At 71.1% G+C, this 17,218-nt stretch carries 18 protein-coding genes; 9 read left to right on the forward strand and 9 right to left on the reverse strand.

Annotation, left to right across the window (positions count from 1 at the left end; translation table 11 throughout):
- Positions 1–16 precede the first annotated feature (16 nt).
- A complete protein-coding gene (gene trpD, locus QK288_RS12180; RefSeq protein ID WP_281264574.1) occupies positions 17–1,072 on the forward strand; it encodes an anthranilate phosphoribosyltransferase in 1,056 nt (351 codons plus the stop codon).
- A gap of 90 nt (positions 1,073–1,162) precedes the next feature.
- Here the strand turns inward: trpD and glpK are convergent, their stop codons facing one another.
- A complete protein-coding gene (gene glpK / locus QK288_RS12185) occupies positions 1,163–2,674 on the reverse strand; it encodes a glycerol kinase GlpK (protein WP_281264575.1) in 1,512 nt (503 codons plus the stop codon).
- Positions 2,675–2,704: 30 nt separating this feature from the next.
- A complete protein-coding gene (locus QK288_RS12190; protein WP_281264576.1) occupies positions 2,705–3,427 on the reverse strand; it encodes an MIP/aquaporin family protein in 723 nt (240 codons plus the stop codon).
- A gap of 307 nt (positions 3,428–3,734) precedes the next feature.
- Between QK288_RS12190 and dhaK the strand changes: the two genes are divergently transcribed.
- The 3 genes from dhaK to dhaM are packed head-to-tail and all read left to right on the forward strand — an operon-like array spanning position 3,735 to position 6,116.
- On the forward strand, positions 3,735–4,736 hold the full coding sequence (gene dhaK, locus QK288_RS12195) for a dihydroxyacetone kinase subunit DhaK (RefSeq protein WP_281264577.1): 1,002 nt from the start codon (positions 3,735–3,737) through the stop codon (positions 4,734–4,736).
- 31 nt (positions 4,737–4,767) lie between these two features.
- Positions 4,768–5,394, forward strand: coding sequence for a dihydroxyacetone kinase subunit DhaL (gene dhaL / locus QK288_RS12200; protein ID WP_281264578.1), 627 nt, complete (start codon positions 4,768–4,770; stop codon positions 5,392–5,394).
- Complete coding sequence (gene dhaM / locus QK288_RS12205; RefSeq protein ID WP_281264579.1) at positions 5,391–6,116, forward strand: dihydroxyacetone kinase phosphoryl donor subunit DhaM; 726 nt, start codon at positions 5,391–5,393, stop codon at positions 6,114–6,116. Before dhaL ends, dhaM begins: the two co-directional genes overlap by 4 nt.
- A gap of 6 nt (positions 6,117–6,122) precedes the next feature.
- Here dhaM and QK288_RS12210 read toward each other — a convergent pair whose 3' ends face one another.
- Positions 6,123–6,686 (reverse strand): TetR/AcrR family transcriptional regulator C-terminal domain-containing protein, encoded by a 564-nt coding sequence (locus tag QK288_RS12210; RefSeq protein ID WP_281264580.1) that lies wholly within the window; start codon positions 6,684–6,686, stop codon positions 6,123–6,125.
- A gap of 30 nt (positions 6,687–6,716) precedes the next feature.
- Between QK288_RS12210 and QK288_RS12215 the strand changes: the two genes are divergently transcribed.
- Positions 6,717–7,961 carry a beta-ketoacyl-[acyl-carrier-protein] synthase family protein gene (locus QK288_RS12215; protein WP_281264581.1) on the forward strand — a complete coding sequence of 415 codons (1,245 nt, stop codon included), beginning with the start codon at positions 6,717–6,719 and terminating at the stop codon, positions 7,959–7,961.
- A 15-nt stretch (positions 7,962–7,976) separates the two neighbouring features.
- On the opposite strand, the gene QK288_RS12220 is transcribed toward QK288_RS12215, so the two are convergent.
- Complete coding sequence (locus tag QK288_RS12220; protein WP_281264582.1) at positions 7,977–8,810, reverse strand: helix-turn-helix transcriptional regulator; 834 nt, start codon at positions 8,808–8,810, stop codon at positions 7,977–7,979.
- Positions 8,811–8,911: 101 nt separating this feature from the next.
- Between QK288_RS12220 and QK288_RS12225 the strand changes: the two genes are divergently transcribed.
- Complete coding sequence (locus tag QK288_RS12225) at positions 8,912–9,592, forward strand: SDR family NAD(P)-dependent oxidoreductase (protein WP_281264583.1); 681 nt, start codon at positions 8,912–8,914, stop codon at positions 9,590–9,592.
- A gap of 18 nt (positions 9,593–9,610) precedes the next feature.
- Here QK288_RS12225 and QK288_RS12230 read toward each other — a convergent pair whose 3' ends face one another.
- The 3 genes from QK288_RS12230 to QK288_RS12240 all read right to left on the reverse strand — a co-directional run bounded on the left by QK288_RS12230 (position 9,611) and on the right by QK288_RS12240 (position 12,287).
- Positions 9,611–10,198: a copper resistance CopC family protein gene (locus QK288_RS12230; protein ID WP_281264584.1), complete on the reverse strand. Its 588-nt coding sequence runs from the start codon at positions 10,196–10,198 to the stop codon at positions 9,611–9,613.
- Positions 10,199–10,224: 26 nt separating this feature from the next.
- Positions 10,225–10,665 (reverse strand): GNAT family N-acetyltransferase, encoded by a 441-nt coding sequence (locus tag QK288_RS12235; RefSeq protein ID WP_281264585.1) that lies wholly within the window; start codon positions 10,663–10,665, stop codon positions 10,225–10,227.
- A gap of 167 nt (positions 10,666–10,832) precedes the next feature.
- Complete coding sequence (locus tag QK288_RS12240) at positions 10,833–12,287, reverse strand: MFS transporter (RefSeq protein ID WP_281264586.1); 1,455 nt, start codon at positions 12,285–12,287, stop codon at positions 10,833–10,835.
- A 52-nt stretch (positions 12,288–12,339) separates the two neighbouring features.
- Here QK288_RS12240 and QK288_RS12245 point away from each other — a divergent pair, with 52 nt between their 5' ends.
- Together QK288_RS12245 and QK288_RS12250 are read left to right on the forward strand one after the other, a co-directional pair.
- Entirely contained in the window at positions 12,340–12,951 is a 612-nt protein-coding gene (locus tag QK288_RS12245; RefSeq protein ID WP_281264587.1) for a TetR/AcrR family transcriptional regulator, read from the forward strand.
- Positions 12,952–13,011: 60 nt separating this feature from the next.
- Positions 13,012–15,120 (forward strand): transglycosylase domain-containing protein, encoded by a 2,109-nt coding sequence (locus QK288_RS12250; protein ID WP_281264588.1) that lies wholly within the window; start codon positions 13,012–13,014, stop codon positions 15,118–15,120.
- Between the two features lie 45 nt (positions 15,121–15,165).
- Here the strand turns inward: QK288_RS12250 and QK288_RS12255 are convergent, their stop codons facing one another.
- Complete coding sequence (locus QK288_RS12255) at positions 15,166–15,711, reverse strand: dihydrofolate reductase family protein (protein WP_281264589.1); 546 nt, start codon at positions 15,709–15,711, stop codon at positions 15,166–15,168.
- Positions 15,712–15,789: 78 nt separating this feature from the next.
- Between QK288_RS12255 and QK288_RS12260 the strand changes: the two genes are divergently transcribed.
- Entirely contained in the window at positions 15,790–16,821 is a 1,032-nt protein-coding gene (locus QK288_RS12260) for an alcohol dehydrogenase catalytic domain-containing protein (protein ID WP_281264590.1), read from the forward strand.
- 68 nt (positions 16,822–16,889) lie between these two features.
- On the opposite strand, the gene QK288_RS12265 is transcribed toward QK288_RS12260, so the two are convergent.
- Positions 16,890–17,111: a hypothetical protein gene (locus QK288_RS12265; protein WP_281264591.1), complete on the reverse strand. Its 222-nt coding sequence runs from the start codon at positions 17,109–17,111 to the stop codon at positions 16,890–16,892.
- Between the last annotated feature and the right edge of the window lie 107 nt (positions 17,112–17,218).

The following is a 17,218-nucleotide window of genomic DNA, read 5'->3' on the forward strand; positions in this document are numbered from 1 at the left end:
CAGTACGATCCTGGGTATGTCTGACGTTCTCTCCTGGCCTGCAGTGATCAGCGCGCTCATGGCGCGCGAGGACCTCACGATCAGGCAGTCCACATGGGCCATGGAGGAGATCGTGCACGGTCGGGCCACCGACGCGCAGATCGCGGCGTTCGCCGTCGCCCTCCGCGCGAAGGGCGAGACCGTCGACGAGGTGGTCGGGTTCCGCGACGCGATCCTCGACGCGGCGGTCCCGCTGGACGTCGACCCGATGGCGCTCGACATCGTCGGGACCGGGGGCGACGTCGTCGGCACGGTGAACGTGTCGACCATGGCGGCGATCGTCATCGCGGCCGCGGGCGTCCCCGTCGTGAAGCACGGCAACCGCGCGAGCTCGTCGAAGTCCGGGTCGAGCGACGTCCTCGCCGCACTCGGTCTCGACCTCTCGATGGACGCCGAGCACGTCGCCGAGACCTTCCGGCGTGTCGGCCTGACCTTCGCCTTCGCGAGCGCCTTCCACCCCGGCTTCGCGCACGCCGCCCCGGTCCGCCGGGAGATCGGCGTGCCGACGGTGTTCAACTTCCTCGGCCCGCTCGTCAACCCCGCTCGGTGTGAGGCGAACGCCGTCGGGGTCGCCCAGCTCGACCTCGTGCCGATCATCACGGGTGTGTTCCAGACCCGTGGCGCGACAGCGCTCGTGTTCCGCGGCGACGACGGCCTCGACGAACTCACCACGACCGGTCACAGCCACATCTGGGAGGTCACCGGCGGCCGGGTCACGGAGCACGACCTCGACCCGCGGGACCTCGGCATCCCCCGGGCACGGACGGAGGACCTGCTCGGCGGCGAGCCCGACGTCAACGCCGCGATCGTCCGGCGTGTCCTGGCGGGGGAGACCGGTCCGGTCCGCGACATCGTGCTCCTCAACGCGGCCGCCGGCCTGGTGTCCTTCCGGCTCGCGCAGGACCCGACCGAGTGGGACCGTCCGATCCTGCACCGCTTCCGCGAGCAGCTCCTCGTCGCCGCCGAGGCGATCGACTCCGGCGCCGCCGAGCAGAAGCTCGCCGACTGGGTGACCGCAGCGCCCGTCTGGTAGGCGCGTGCGGCACCAGACCGAAGACGGGAGGCCCGGTGCCGGTTCATGGAACCGGCACCGGGCCTCCCGTCCGTGGAGTGGACTGCAGGACTACTGGACGTCCTCGTCGACCCAGTCGAAGGTCTTCGTGACGGCCTTCTTCCAGAGGCGCAGCGTGCGGTCACGCTCCGCCGGGTCGAGCTTCGGCTCCCAGCGCTGGTCCTCCTGCCAGTTCGCACGGAGCTCGTCGAGGTTCGCCCAGAACCCGACCGCGAGGCCGGCCGCGTAGGCGGCGCCGAGCGCCGTCGTCTCCGCGACGACCGGTCGGACGACCGGCACGTCGAGGATGTCCGCCTGGAACTGCATGAGCTCGTTGTTGGCGGTCATGCCGCCGTCGACCTTGAGCTCGGTCAGGTCCACTCCGGAGTCGGCGTTGACCGCGTCGAGGACCTCGCGGGTCTGCAGCGCCGTCGCCTCGAGGGCCGCACGCGCGATGTGCCCCTTGTTGACGTAGCGGGTGAGGCCGACGATCGCACCACGGGCATCAGGACGCCAGTACGGGGCGAACAGGCCGGAGAACGCCGGGACGAAGTACACGCCGCCGTTGTCGTCGACGGTCTTCGCGAGCGCCTCGACCTCCGGTGCGCTCTGGATGAGTCCGAGGTTGTCGCGGAGCCACTGGATGAGCGAGCCCGTGACGGCGATCGAGCCCTCGAGCGCGTAGTGCGTCTCCTGGTCGCCGAGCTTGTAGCCGACGGTCGTCAGCAGCCCGTTCTCGGAGCGGACGATGTCCGTGCCGGTGTTGAAGATCAGGAAGTTGCCGGTGCCGTACGTGTTCTTCGACTCGCCCTTGTCGAACGCGGCCTGGCCGAAGGTCGCGGCCTGCTGGTCGCCGAGGATGCCGGCGATCGGGACCTCGCGGAGCAGGCTGGACGACTCGACGTGGCCGTAGACCTCGGAGGAGCTGACGATCTCGGGGAGCATCGACTTCGGCACGCCGAAGTCGGCGAGGATGTCGTCGCGCCACTGCAGCGTCTCGAGGTCCATGAACAGCGTGCGGGACGCGTTCGTGACGTCGGTCTTGTGGACGCCGCCGTCGACGCCACCGGTCAGGTTCCAGAGGACCCAGGTGTCGGTGGTGCCGAAGAGCAGGTCGCCCGCCTCGGCCTTCTCACGGGCGCCCTCGACGTTCTCGAGGATCCACATGATCTTGGTGCCGGCGAAGTAGGTCGCGAGCGGGAGGCCCACGATCGACTTGTACCGGTCCGTGTCGCCGTCCGCGAGCTTGTCGACGATCGACTGCGTGCGGGTGTCCTGCCAGACGATGGCGTTGTAGACCGGCTTGCCGGTGGTCTTGTCCCAGACCACCGCGGTCTCGCGCTGGTTCGTGATGCCGACCGCCGCGACGTCGTGGCGGGTGATGTCGGCGCGGGACAGTGCCTGGCCGATGACCTCACGGGTGTTGTCCCAGATCTCGGCGGGGTCGTGCTCGACCCAGCCGGCGCGCGGGAAGATCTGCTCGTGCTCCTTCTGTCCGGTCGAGACGATCGACCCGGAGTGGTCGAAGACGATCGCTCGGGTGCTGGTCGTGCCCTGGTCGATGGCGACGATGTAGTCGGCCATTGGTGCTCCTTACGGGTTCGTTCGGTGGGTTCAGGCGAGGGGGAGGAGCGCGTAGGACAGGCCCGCCGCGATCGCTCCACCGAGGAGGGGGCCGACGACCGGCACCCAGGCGTAGGCCCAGTCGCTCGAGCCCTTGCCCTTGATGGGCAGGAAGGCGTGCGCGATGCGCGGGCCGAGGTCACGGGCGGGGTTGATGGCGTACCCGGTCGGGCCACCGAGGCTGACACCGATCGCGATCACGAGGAAGGCGACGGGGATGGCTCCGAGCTCAGCGGGGGTCTTGCCGTTCGTGAAGGCGATCACGACGAAGACGAGCACGAAGGTGCCGATGATCTCGGTGACGAGGTTCCAGCCGTACGAGCGGATCGCGGGGCCGGTCGAGAAGACGCCGAGCTTCGCAGCCGGGTCCGGTTCTTCGTCGAAGTGCTGCTTGTAGGCGAGCCAGACGATGACGGCGCCGATCACGGCACCGATCATCTGGGCGAGCCAGAAGAGGAACATCTCGCCGATGGTGATGTTGCCGAGGATGGCCTGGGCGAGGCTGACCGCGGGGTTGAGCTGGCCGCCCGACTTGTAGGAGACGGTGACACCGGCGAAGACCGCGAAGCCCCAACCGATCGTGACCATGAGGAAGCCCGCGCCGAAGCCCTTGGACTTCTTGAGGGACACTGCGGCGACGACACCGCCACCCAGGATGATGAGCATCGCGGTGCCGACGAGCTCAGACAGGAACTTGACTCCGATGCCGTCCATCGGTGACCTCCATTGCGCTGTGGTTTGGGGGTCCCGGGCTGCACCGACACTCCCCATCGAGTGATTGTGGCGAGCATACTGCTGGGTTTTCGCGGCGCGCGATGGACACGTGAGCGATCTGCGCGAAAGTGCACGAACGTGCATCCCGGATGTGCGTCCGCCAGCCCCGGAGGCTGCCCGCGACGACCCCACCGTGCACGAACGTGCAGAACGGACGAACACCCGCCCGTTGTATGTTGGGCGCACTCCGGACGACGTCGGCGGTGTGCAGGCCTCGTCCCGGCGTCGACACCCGTGGAGGCCACACATGAAGAAGCTCATCAACGACCCGCAGGACGTGGTCATCGAGACCGTCCGCGGGTTCGCCCAGGCACACGCCGGGCACGTCGTCCTGGTGGAGGACCCGATCCACCTGCACCGTACTGATGCGCCGAAGCAGGGCAAGGTCGGCCTGGTCAGCGGCGGCGGCAGCGGCCACGAGCCCCTGCACGCCGGGTTCGTCGGACACGGGATGCTCGACGCCGCCGTTCCCGGCCCGGTGTTCACGAGCCCCACGCCGGACCCCATCGTCGCCGCGACGAAGGCCGTCGACGGTGGCGCCGGCGTCCTGCACATCGTGAAGAACTACACCGGGGACGTCCTGAACTTCGAGACGGCGGCGGAGCTCGCCGGCATGGACGACATCCGTGTCGAGTCCGTCGTGGTCGACGACGACGTCGCCGTGCAGGACTCGCTGTACACGGCCGGCCGTCGCGGTGTCGCCGGCACCGTCGTCGTGGAGAAGTGCGCAGGCGCCGCCGCCGAACGCGGCGACGACCTGGACGCGGTCGCCGCCGTCGCCCGGCACGTCAACGACGTCACGCGGTCGATGGGCCTCGCCATCGCGCCGGGCACCGTGCCGCACGCGGGGGAGCCGTCGTTCACCCTGGCCGACGACGAGGCCGAGCTCGGCATCGGGATCCACGGAGAGCCCGGCCGTGAGCGGATCGCGATGGCGCGGGTCGACGAACTCGTCGACCGGGTCCTCGAACCGATCCTGACCGACCTCGCCGCGCCGGCGGGCGCACGCGTGCTCCTGTTCGTGAACGGCATGGGCGGGACCCCGCTGTCGGAGCTGTACATCGCCTACCGACGCGCCGCAGAAGTCCTGTCCGACCGCGGCTACGAGGTCACGCGTAGTTTGGTCGGCGACTACGTCACGTCCCTCGAGATGCAGGGGTTCTCGATCACCGTCACGGTGCTCGACGACGAACTGACCACGCTCTGGGACGCACCGGTGGAGACCCCAGCACTGCGCTGGGGCCGTTGACACCGCACCGACCGCAGGAAGGGAACGAGAATTGGCGCTCGACACCGCATGGGCCATCGACTGGGTACGCCGCACCGCCGCGACGATCGACGAACACCGGGCGGAGCTCGTGACGCTCGACCGGGAGATCGGTGACGGCGACCACGGCGAGAACCTCGACCGGGGCTTCCGCGCCGTGCTCGAAGCCGTCGACGCCGGTTCGTTCGACACACCAGGCGCCGTGTTCAAGACCGTCGCCACGAAGCTGATCTCCACGGTCGGCGGTGCGGCGGGTCCGCTGTTCGGTACCGCGTACCTCAAGGCGGCCCAGGCAGCGGGTGACGCCTCCGAACTCGACTCGGACACGCTCGTCGCGGTCCTCACGGCAGCCAGGGACGGCGTCGTCTCCCGCGGCAAGGCCGCGGTGGGCGACAAGACGATGATCGACGCGTGGACCCCGGCGGTCGACGCAGCGGCCACGGCGGCGCAGGCCGGTGAGTCGCCGGAGCGGGTGCTCGAGGCGGCAGCGGACGCGGCCGTCACCGGCGCGGAGTCGACCGAGCCGCTCGTCGCCCACAAGGGGCGTGCGAGCTACCTCGGCGAGCGGGCGGTCGGGCACCGCGACCCGGGTGCCCAGTCGACCGCCTACATCCTCCGCGCAGCCGTGGACGCGGCGTGACCGTCGGGATCCTGGTCGTGTCGCACAGCGCAGCGGTCGCGACCGGGACCGTCGAGCTCGCCCGCCAGATGGCGGCCGACGTGCAGTTCGTCGCCGCGGGGGGCACCGAGGACGGCGGCATCGGCACCTCCTTCGAGGCGATCACGGCCGGCATCGAGGAGCTCGCCGATGCCGATGCGGTCGTCGTCCTGTGCGACCTCGGGTCCGCGTACCTGACGGCGGACACCGCGCTCGACTTCCTGGACGACGAGGTGCGCGCGCGGGTGCACGTGTCCGATGCCCCGATCGTCGAGGGGACGGTCGCCGCCGCCGTCGCGGCCCAGACGGGTGGCGACGTCGACGCCGTGCTCGCCGCCGCGGCGTCCGCCGCATCCTCCGGGTCGGACGCGAGCACTGCCTCCCGTCCGGTGGACGGTGACCAGCCTGGAGGCTCGGTGCCGGAAGACCAGGCCGGTCCGGATGACGAGGTGGCCGCGTCCACGACCCTGGAACTGGTCAACGAGACCGGCCTGCACGCCCGCCCCGCTGCGGACTTCGTGAAGACCGCCGCGAAGTACGACGCGGCCGTCCGGGTGAACGGGGTCGACGCGAAGAGCCTGCTCGGCATCATGGCGCTCGCCCTGCCGAAGGGCGCCACGGTGACCATCGAGGCTTCTGGGGACGACGCGCAGGACGCCGTGGATGCGCTCGAGGCGCTCGTCCGGTCCGGCTTCGGGGAGTAGTCGCCGTCAGCCGGTGATGCTGATCGTCGCGGCGACGTCGACGTCGGACGGCCCGCCGACGGCGCCCGCCGTGGCGAACAGCACGGCACCGAACACCGCGCTCCAGAACGTCCGGGCATCACGCGCCACGCCGCGCTCGCTGTGCCAGCCGTGGTCAGCGGTGATGCGGTCGAGGTAGCGCTCGGACTGCCGGAAGAGCACCGCGAGCAGCGTGCTCGTGCGATCGCGGAGGCGGGCGTCGTCCTGCGCGGTGCCGAGCGCCGTCACCAGGAGGGCCGTCGACGGCATCGCCAGCGCGGTCCGCGCCAGCACCGCCCGGAGCGCCTCAGGGGTCGTCGCACGACGCCCGGCAGCCTGGAGTCGCGTGGTGTCACGGAGGAACCGGGCGAACGCTGCGTCGACGACGAGACGGTCCTTCGACCCGAAGTGGTGCGTGATCTGGTTCGGGTAGACCTCGGCGGCTCGTGCGACGTCGCTGACGGTGAGTGCACGGGGACTGCGGTCACCGAGGAGGTCGGCCGCCGCGTCGAGGATCCGTGCCCGCGTCGCCGAGCCGCGTGTGCTTGCCATGCCCGGATTGTACGTGGTACAACTCCACTTGTGCAGCATACAAGTAACGATCTCCACGACGTCGTCATCACCGGGTCCGGCGCGGTCTCGCCGTTCGGACACGGCGTCGCCCCACTCTGGGACGCGCTCGTCGCCGGTCGGTCGGGCGTCCGCACGCTCGATCGGCAGGGCGACCTCTGGGCGCAGGTGCCGATCCGCATCGGCGCCGATGCCGCGCTCGACGCCGAGGGTGCGCTCGGGCGGGTCCGCGCGCAGCGCCTCGACCGCAGCCAGCAGCTCGCGCTCGTCGCCGCTGCCGAGGCGTGGGCGGACGCCGGCGCTCCGGACGTCGACCCCGACCGACTCGCCGTCGTGGTGGGCACGGGCATCGGCGGCATCGAGACGCTCCTCGACGCGCACGACGAACTCGGTCGGAACGGTGCCAGGCGCGTGTCCCCGCGAACGGTGCCGATGCTCATGGCGAACGGCGCTGCGGCACAGATCAGCATCGAACTCGATGCTCGGGCCGGCGCGTACACGACCGTCTCCGCCTGCGCCTCGGGAGCCGAGGCGATCGCGCTCGGTGCCCGTCTGATCCGTTCGGGGGAGGCGGACGTGGTCGTCGCAGGGGGAGCGGAGGCGGCGGTGACCCCGGTGACGATGGCGTCGTTCGCCCAGTCGCAGGCGCTCGCGAAGCCGGACGGCGACGACCCGACCACCCTGTCGCGACCCTTCGACGCCGCCCGGCGCGGGTTCGTGCTCGGGGAGGGGTCGGGGCTCGTCGTCCTCGAGCGTGCCGACCACGCCGCCGCCCGCCGTGCACGGGTGCGTGCGCGGCTCGCGGGTTGGGGCATCACCTCCGACGCCTTCCACATCACCGCACCGCGGTCGGACGGTTCCGGACAGGAACGCGCGATGCTCCAGGCGCTCCGGATGGCCGGACTGCAGGGGACCGACGTCGACCACGTGAACGCACACGCCACCGGGACGCCGGTCGGCGACACGAGCGAGGCGGCCGCGATCACCAGGGTCGTCGGTGCGGATGCGGTGGTGACGGCGCCGAAGAGCGCGATCGGCCACATGTTCGGCGCAGCAGGTGCCGTGGAGACGATCCTGACGATCCGAGCCCTGGAGACCGGCACCGTGCCGCCGACGCTGAACCTGGAGCGGCTGGACCCGGAGATCGACCTCGACGTCGTGTCCGGCGTCGCACGGCAGGCGCCGATGCGGGCCGCGCTGAACAACTCGTTCGGCTTCGGTGGCCAGAACGCGTCGCTGCTCCTGACGGCCGCGTGAGCCGGTCGTGGTGGGTCAGCGGGGCGCCAGGTCCTGCAGCCCGGTGACCCGGAGCAGGTCGAGCTTGTCGGCGTCGTCCGATCCGGGGACCGCCGTGTAGACCACGATCCGCAGGTCCCCGCCCGGCACGCTGAGCACGTCGCAGTCCACCGTGATCGGCCCGACGGCGGTGTGGAGGGTCTTCCGGCTCGCTCGGTGCTCCGCGACCCGCGCGACCGCCCACCGGCGCTCGAACTCCGGCGACTCCCGTCGGAGCCGGGCCACCAGCTCGGCGAGTGCCCGGTCGCCCGGGTACTTCCCCACGGCGACGCGCAGGTCCGCCACGAGGTCGCTGGAGAACTCCTCCTGGTGGTCGTCGTCGTACTCGATCCCGTCGTGGCCGAGCATGAAGTGTCGCCAGACCAGGTTCCGCTCGATGCCCACGAGGCGTTCGGGGTCGCCGGTGAGCGCCGCCCAGAGGTCGTTCCAGAGCAGCGTGTCGTGCGCCGCCGTGAACACCGCGAGCGGGACGTCGCCGAGACGGTCCACCATGCGCTGGACCCCTGGCGTGACGTGGCGGGGGACGACGCTGCGTGACGGCGGTGCGGCGTCGGCGACGCGGAACAGGTGGTCCCGCTCCTCGGTCGTCAGTCGGAGTGCGGTCGCGAGGGAACCGAGCAGCTGCGGCGACGGGTTCACCGAGCGTCCCTGCTCGAGCCGGACCACGTAGTCGACGCTCACTCCGGCGAGCGCGGCGAGTTCCTCGCGGCGGAGTCCTGGTGTGCGTCTCCCGGGGCCGGCTGGGAGGCCGACCTCCTCGGGCCGGACCCGATCGCGCCAGGACCGCAGGACACTCGCGAACTCGCTCATGGCCCCATCATCGCCCCGATCGGCCGGGTCGGCCTGGTACTCCGGGTCCCACCGTCGACCGGCACCTGTGCGGCCCACTGCATGCGGTCCAGGCTGGCTGCATGACCACCACACTCATCACCGGAGCCAACCGGAGCCTCGGGCTCGAGACCGCACGACGACTCATCGACGCCGGGCACACCGTGTACGCCGGCATGCGCGACCCCGCGACCGGCGACGCCGCGCGCGACCTCGGCGCGCACGTCCTCCAGCTCGACGTCACCGACCAGGCGAGCATCGACGCGGCGGTCGCGACGCTGCCGCAACTCGACGTCCTCGTCAACAACGCCGGGGTCCTCGGGACGTCCTTCGGCGTCGACGATCTCGATGCCGACGCGATCGCGCACGTCCTCGACACCAACGTCACCGGGATCGTCCGGGTGACGCAGGCAGCGCTGCCCCGTCTCCGGCAGTCGGCGAACCCGGTGATCGTCAACGTGGCGTCTGGCGTCGGGTTCGCGCGCTGGCTGACCACCCCCGGCCGGGACGAGTACCCGGTGCCGTCGATCCCCTACGCGGCGTCGAAGGCAGCGGTGATCGCGCTGACCGTGCAGTACGCGAAGAACCTGCCCGACTTCCGCGTCAACGTCAGCGACCCCGGGTACACGGCGACGGAGTTCAACGGGTTCGGCGGTCACCAGACCGTCACCGAGGGCACCGACGCCACGGTCGCCCTGGCGACGCTCGACCAGAGCGGCCCGACGGGCGAGTTCCACGACCGCGACGGACGCATCGCGTACTGACGCTCAGTCCTCGGCCGCTCATTCCTCGGCCGGGGTCCGGCGTCCGCGGGTGGTGGCGACGAGCACGAGGGCCACGGCGAGCAGCAGCGCGCCGCCACCGATCCACGGCGCCGGTCCCGCGTACCAGGGGGATCCGCCGTCGGCCCCGGAGACGGGCGGGGCGGTTGCCGACCGCGTCACGTCGACGGAGGACGACGACGGGCTCGGTACCGCCGTCGGCGTCGATGCGGCGGGCAGCGCGACCGTGAAGCCGAGCTCGCCGGTGATCGGGTGCCCGTCGGGGGAGACGTACCGCCAGCGCACCGAGTACGCGCCGTCCTCGACACGGACCCCGGTGGACATCGTCGTCCCGTCGACGAGCACCTCGCCGTTCGACACGTCGGTTCCGGCTGCGTCGCGGACCTCCATCCGGAGGCCGGCGTCGAGTCCGGCGAGCGGCGCCTGCGAGAACGTCAGCTCGACCCGCTCCAGCGGCGTCGTCACGGTCGCACCGTCGGCGGGGTTGCTCGCGGTCAGCGCCGAGTGCGCGCTGGCCGGTTCCGTCGCGACGAGCGTGGTCAGGACGAGGACCGCTGCGGCGACCGAGGACTGGAGGATGCGACGCATGCGTCCATTCTCCGGGAGGCTGGTGGTCAGTCGTGCACGTCGTGGCCGTACCCCGGGCCGGGCAGGACCATCCAGTTCGCCGGATCCGGCACCGGTCGGAAGCCGGACCTCTCGTAGAGGCCGTGTGTGTCCGCGGTGTACAGCACGATCCGCTTGAGTCCGAGCGGCGCCAACGACGTCGTGATGCCCTCGACGAGGGCGATGCCGACGCCGCGACCACGGGCGTCGGGGTCGACGAAGACGTCGGCGAGCCAGCCGAACGTCGCGCCGTCGGTGATCACCCGGGCGTACCCGAGCTGGATCCCGCTCGCGCCGTCGAACACGCCGAAGACCCGCGAGCCCGCCATCGCGGCGCGCTGCTGCTCGCGGGTCCGGCCGCGCGCCCAGTAGGACTGCTCGCTCAGCCAGCGGTGCACTCGCTCGAAGTCGAGATCAGCCGGGTCGTCGGAGAACCGCAGGTCGTTCATCCGACCACCCAAGCAGGCGCGGCGCGGCGCGACAACGGCCGATCTCCGCGGAGTGGACCGGTGGTCCACTCGACCATGGCCGGACGGGAGGCTCGTGGCGGCGCTGCGCGGAGCCTCCCGCCCGCCTCGTGACCGGGCCGTCCGTCGACTGGGTCGATCGTGACGGGTCAGGCCGTCGGCTGCGCCGCGCCGCGGCGCGTCCGCGTCGTCGCCCACAGGACGAGCGCAGCGGCGACCACGGTCAGGGCGACGCTGCCGACCGTGACCGCCTCGTCGAACCCGGCGGCCTGCGCTGCGGTCCAGTGCGCCGACGCGATCGAGCCGGAGACGAGTGCGGCGAGGATCGTGCCGACGACCGCGAGGCCGACGCCGGAGGAGACCTCGGAGGCGGTGTCGACGAGTGCGGCGCCGATGGTGGTGCGGTCCTCGGGGAGGCCGCGGAGGACGTTGACGCCGGCGACGACACCGACCACGCGCATGCCGGCGGCGACGAGCACCAGCGCGATGGCGACGGCGACGTAACCGGTGCGACCGAGCAGCGCGAACACCGCGAGCCCGAGGACCACGGAGGTGGCGCTCATCCACGCCGCACGCCCCAGGCCGACGCGCTGGACGAACGGTCCGACGAGCCGGCCACCCGCGATCAGGACGACGACCTGCGGCAGCATGCCGACGGCGGCGAGCGCGGGGGACCAGCCCCAGGCGAGCTGGAGCTGCAGGGTGACGAGGTACCCCATGCCCGCGACCGCGATGCCCGTCGCGGCCTTGTACGCGAGACCGGCGGACACCAGCGGACGAGCGACCAGGGCGAGGTCGAGGAGCGGGTGACGGGCCGTGCGCTCGCGCACGACGAAGAGCACCACCGCGAGGGCTGCGGCGGTCGTCGCGATCCACGGTCCGACGGCGCCGACGCCGTCCTGCACGAAGAGCGTGGGAGCCACGAGCGCGCAGACGATCGCCGCCGTGCCGAGGACAGCCCCGAGCACGTCGACGGGGTCGCGGTGGAGCTCCGTCGGGTCGTCGCGAGCGATGCCGGTGCGGATCCCGAGGAACGCGAGTGCGGCGATCGGGACGTTGACGAGCAGCAGCACCTGCCAGGGGGCGACCGCGAGGACGAGCCCGCCGACCGTGGGTCCGATCGCGAGTCCGACGAGTCCGACCGTCGAGATCACCGTGGTGGCGCGGACCCGCAGGTCGTCCTCGCGGAACAGCCGGAAGGCCAGCGCCATCGACCCCGGTGTCGTCATCGCGGCGGCGATGCCCATCACGATCCGGACGGCGACGAGCTGCTCGACCGTCGTCACGAACACCGTCGCCAGGCTGGCGAGCCCCAGGAGCACCAGTCCGAGGAGCATCACGCGGCGGCGGCCGAACCGGTCGGCGACGGCGCCGAACCCGAGCATCAGACCGCCGAACACCACCGCGTAGGAGCCGGTCACCCACTGCAGGGCGGTCGTGCTCGCAAGGAGTTCGCGCCCGATCGTCGGGAGCGCCACGTTGAGGATCGAGTTGTCGAGCATCTCGAAGAGGAACACCGCCGACAGACCGGCGAGTGCGACCCACGCATCACGGAGCGAGGCGCGAGACTGCGGGATGATGACGTCGGACTGGTTGGTGGACACGTCGTTAGGTTAACCGACTAAAGGTAGTGACACAAGACACGGAGGAGTCGGCATGCCCAGGACCGCGACCCGCGGGGGACCGCAGACGCGCGAGAAGATCGCGTCGACGGCGGCGGAGCTGTTCCTCGAGCACGGGTTCGACGCGGTGACGGTCGCGCAGATCGCCCGGGCCGCCGGGGTCTCGAGCGTCACGGTCTTCAACCACTTCCCACGCAAGGAGGACCTGTTCCTCGATCGTTCCGACGAGGCCCGCGAACTGCTCGTCGGAGCCGTCACGGAGCGCGCGGACGGTGTCGGGGTGGGGGAGGCCCTGTCCGGCCTGTTCCACCGACTCGCCGACGAGCACCATCCGCTGTCCGGGCTCGATCCACGGTCCGTGCCCTTCTTCCGGACGATCGCCGGGTCGCCGGCGCTGCTGGCGCACGCTCGTGCGATCGCCACGGAACTCCAGGCCGCGCTCCGCGACGCGCTGTCGTCGGACCCGGCGTTCCCGGCGGACGCAGGACTGGCAGCGGCGTACGTGGTCGCCGGGTACGCCTCGGTGCTCGTCGAGACCGCCGGCCGCGTGCTCGCGGGGGAGTCGAGTGACGACGTCGCAGCCGCACACCGCGTCCGCGTCGACCGCCTCCTCGACACGCTCCGTCACGGCGTTCTGCCAGCCTGACGCCGGACATCCACACCGATCACCCAGTGCACGTCATGTCGCATGCAGGACAGTGTGCGCATGGCAACACAGGAGAACCGCTCGGGGGTCGGAGCGTTCATCGGGTTTATCGGGTTCAGCACGCTCGCCGGGCTGCTCGTGACCGTCGGTGTCACCCCCGCGATCGCCGTGCTCGGCGTCACCACGACCTCGACGATCGACGTCTTCGACTCGCTGCCGGAGTACATCGAGATCGGTGACCTGCCGCAGCGCAACGAGGTGCTCGCGTACCAGGGCGGCCAACCCGTGCACCTGGCCACCGTGTACGACCAGAACCGCGAAGAGCTGCAGCTCGACGAGATCAGCGAGCACCTCCGGTACGCGGCCGTGGACGGCGAGGACAAGCGGTTCTGGGACCACGGCGGCGTCGACGCGTCGTCGGTCGTCCGTGCCGCCGTCGGCAGCCTGGCCAGCGGGGGACTCGGCGGGTCAGGTGGCGCGTCGACGCTGACGATGCAGCTCGTGCGCAACATCAAGATGCAGCAGGCGCTCGAGCTCCCGACGCAGGAGGAGGTCGACGCCGCGTACCGCGAAGCCATCGAGCCGTCGGCGTCCAGGAAGCTCGCGGAGATGAAGCTCGCGATCGGTCTCGAGAAGCAGTACTCCAAGAAGGAGATCCTCGCCGCCTACCTCAACATCGCCTACTTCGGCGACCAGACCTACGGTGTACAGGCCGCGGCGCAGCGCTACTTCGGCAAGGACGCGACGAACCTCACACCGGCCGAGGCTGCTTCGATCCTGGCGATCGTGCAGTGGCCGGAGAAGCGCAACCTCTCCGATCCGTCGCACTACCCGGCCAACACCGAGCGCCGAGACGTCATCCTCGGGTCGATGCACGCGCAGGGGCACCTCACCCGGGCCCAGTACGACGAGGCGATCGCGGCGCAGCCGGACCAGTACGTCCACCTGACCGCGCCGTCGCAGGGGTGCGTGGCCGCCGCGGGGGTCGGATCCCAGTTCTTCTGCGACTACGCCGTTCGGGTCGTGAAGACGATGACGCAACTCGGCGCGACCCAGGAGCAACGGGACGCCGCATGGCGGAACGGTGGCTACACGATCCAGACGAGTCTCGACCTCGACCTGAACGGCCAGCAGAAGGGCCTGCTCGACACGTACGACCCGAACACCGAGGCCAGGATCGCGCTCGGATCGACGCTCGACACCGTCGAGGCGTCCACCGGTCGCGTGCTGACGATGGCGCAGAACCGGAACTACAACCAGCTGCCGTCCTGCGCGGCGGTCGACTCGGATCAGGGCGCCTGCGCACCGGCGACGGACACGAGCATCAACTACAGCGTCGACCAGGACCTCGGCGGTGGGATCGGCTTTCAGCCGGGGTCCACGTACAAGCTGTTCACCCTGCTCGCCTGGCTCGAAGCCGGTCGGAGCGTGAACGCCGTCGTGAACGGGACACCACACACGACGAGCCGCTGGACGCAGTGCGGTGAGACCATCACCGCGGCGTGGAGCCCGAAGAACGACTCCCCAGGGCAGCGCGGCAACTACACCGTGGCTGCCGCGACCGCCGGGTCCGTGAACGCGGCCTACGCGTCGATGGCGGCGAAGCTCGACCTCTGCGACATCCGCGACGTCGCCGCCAAGCTCGGCGTGCACCTCGCAGCGGGAGGCGACCTGCCCGCGAACCCGGCGTCGATCCTCGGCACGTCGAACATCGCCCCGCTGACCATGGCGTCGGCCTACGCGGCGGTCGCGAACGGCGGTGTGTACTGCGCCCCGACCGTGATCGATGCCATCACCGACCGGAGTGGGAAGTCGCTCGGCGGGCAGCAGCGCTCCTGCACGCAGGCACTGTCACCGGCCGTGGCGGACACCGCGTTCCGCACGATGCAGGGGACCGTCGCACGGGGGACGGCCGTCGGCGCGCAGACACCGGACGGCACGCCACTGTTCGCGAAGACCGGCACCACCGACGACGCCGACCAGATCTGGCTCGTCGGTGGGAGCAAGCAGGCCGTCACCGCGTACTGGCAGGGGCTCACAGACGGGAAGAAGACGAACCTCCGGCACTACGGGAGCGGGGCGGGCGGCACGTACGCGAGCATGCGGTCGAACGTCTGGAAGCAGGCGCAGACCGCGGTGAACCAGGCGATGCGGGCGGCGGCCGGCTGAGGTCAGGGGCGCAGCTGGCCGGGTTCAGCGTCGCGGCGTCTGGGGTCAGCGCCGGGGTCGGTAGACGTTCGCCATCGCGCCGCCCGCGAACGTCGTCGAGCTGACGAGCTCGAGGTCGAGCTCGCGGGGGAGTTCGGCAAAGAGGGCGTCCCCACCTCCGAGCGCGACCGGCAACACCACGAGCCGGTACTCGTCGACCAGGTCGGCGTGCACGAGGCTCCGGCAGAACGCGGTGCCACCCTGCGCGAGCACGACTCCGTCGTGCTCGGCCTTCAGGCGGGTGACCTCGGAGGCGAGGTCCCCGTCCGCGACTCGCGCGTCCCGCCACACCGCGGCGGCGTCGAGCGCGCGTGGGTCGAAGCCGGTCCGGGTGAACACGACCTTCTGGACGCTGTTCATCGCTTCCGCGACGGGCATCGTCGCGGTCGACCAGAACCCGGCGATGGACTCGAACGTCCGGCGACCGAAGACGTGGACCGCGGCGCTCGCGACCGTGTCGGTCACCCAGGCCGCCGAGTCCGGAGTGCTCGCGCGGAACATCCAGTCGGAGCCGTCCGCGCCGCTCGTGAACCCGTCCAGTGACATCGACATCTTCAGAACCAGTGCACCCACGGTCACCACCCACCCTCGTTCGCTCGTCCTTGCTGCTGTCCCTGCCATGATGATCCGGTGCGCGCAGTCATGTACCAGGAGTTCGGTGCCACCCCGACGATCGTCGACGTGGATCGGGAACCGTGCCCGCCGCACGGCGTCGTGGTGCGGGTCGCGGCGACCGGTGTCTGCCGGAGCGACTGGCACGCCTGGCGCGGTCACGACGACTCGGTCACGCTGCCGCACGTCCCCGGACACGAGTTCGCGGGCGTCGTCGTCGAGGCCGGACCCGAGGTCCGCGACCACCGGGTGGGGGACCGTGTCACCGCGCCGTTCGTCTTCGCCTGTGGGACCTGCTCGGAGTGCCTGGACGGCGCCACCCAGGTCTGCACGCGGCAGGAGCAGCCGGGGTTCACCCTGCCCGGGTCGTTCGCCGAGGAACTCGTCGTCCCGCAGGCCGACTTGAACCTCGTCGCGTTGCCCGACGCCGTCGGGTTCGCCGAGGCCGCCGGACTCGGGTGTCGCTTCGGTACGGCGTACCACGCGCTGCACGCCCGCGGCCGCCTGCGTGCGGGGGAGCACGTCGCGGTGTTCGGGTGCGGCGGTGTCGGACTGTCGGCCGTGATCGTCGCGATCGCAGCAGGTGCACACGTCGTCGCCGTGGACGTCTCGCCCGGCGCGCTCGCACGCGCCGAGGCCCTCGGAGCGACGACCGTGCCGTCGGGGGAGCGGGCCGTGGAGCGGGTCCGGGAGCTGACCGACGGCGGAGCGCACGTCTCGGTCGACGCCTACGGCAGTCGCGCGACCTCGGTCGCTGCCGTCGCGTCACTCCGCGCGCGGGGCCGGCACGTGCAGGTCGGGTTGCTCCTCGACGACGAGGCCGCGCCGGCGATCCCGATGGGCCGGGTGATCGGCGAGGAACTCGAGCTGCTCGGCAGCCACGGCATCTCCGTCGGCGAGTACGCCGCGATGCTCGACGACGTCGTCGCCGGACGACTGCGTCCGGACGAGTCCATCGGACGGACGATCGACTTCTCGGAGCTGCCCGCCGCGCTCCAGGCCATGGACGGACCGAGCTCGTCGGTGGGGATGACCGTCGCTGTCTTCTGAGCCCACGCTCGGGACTCCAGACAGGTCGCACGCCCCATCACACGCATGTGATGGGGCGCGCCGTCGTGTCAGTCGCGCTCTTCGAGGGTGAGGGCAACGCCGAGCGCCATGAACGTCGGCGCCCAGTGGCCGACGAAGATGCCCCATCGGTCGGACTGTGCCTTGTCGTGGTGCTTGTTGCCGCGGGAGAACAGCCAGCTGATCAGCGAGAGGGCGATCGAGACGAACGCTCCGAGATAGGCGTAGTCACTGCGGAAACCGATGCTGCTGAGGTACTTGACGGGGTGCATGAGGTGCCTTTCGTCGGCGAGGACCGTCGAACGACGGCACTGCAACCGAGCCAACTCGTCGCCGTCGGCGACCACGTCCAGTTTCAGCGCCCCGGAGCCGTTCCTGG

This window comes from Curtobacterium sp. 9128 (genome assembly GCF_900086645.1).
Classification (GTDB): Bacteria; Actinomycetota; Actinomycetes; order Actinomycetales; family Microbacteriaceae; genus Curtobacterium.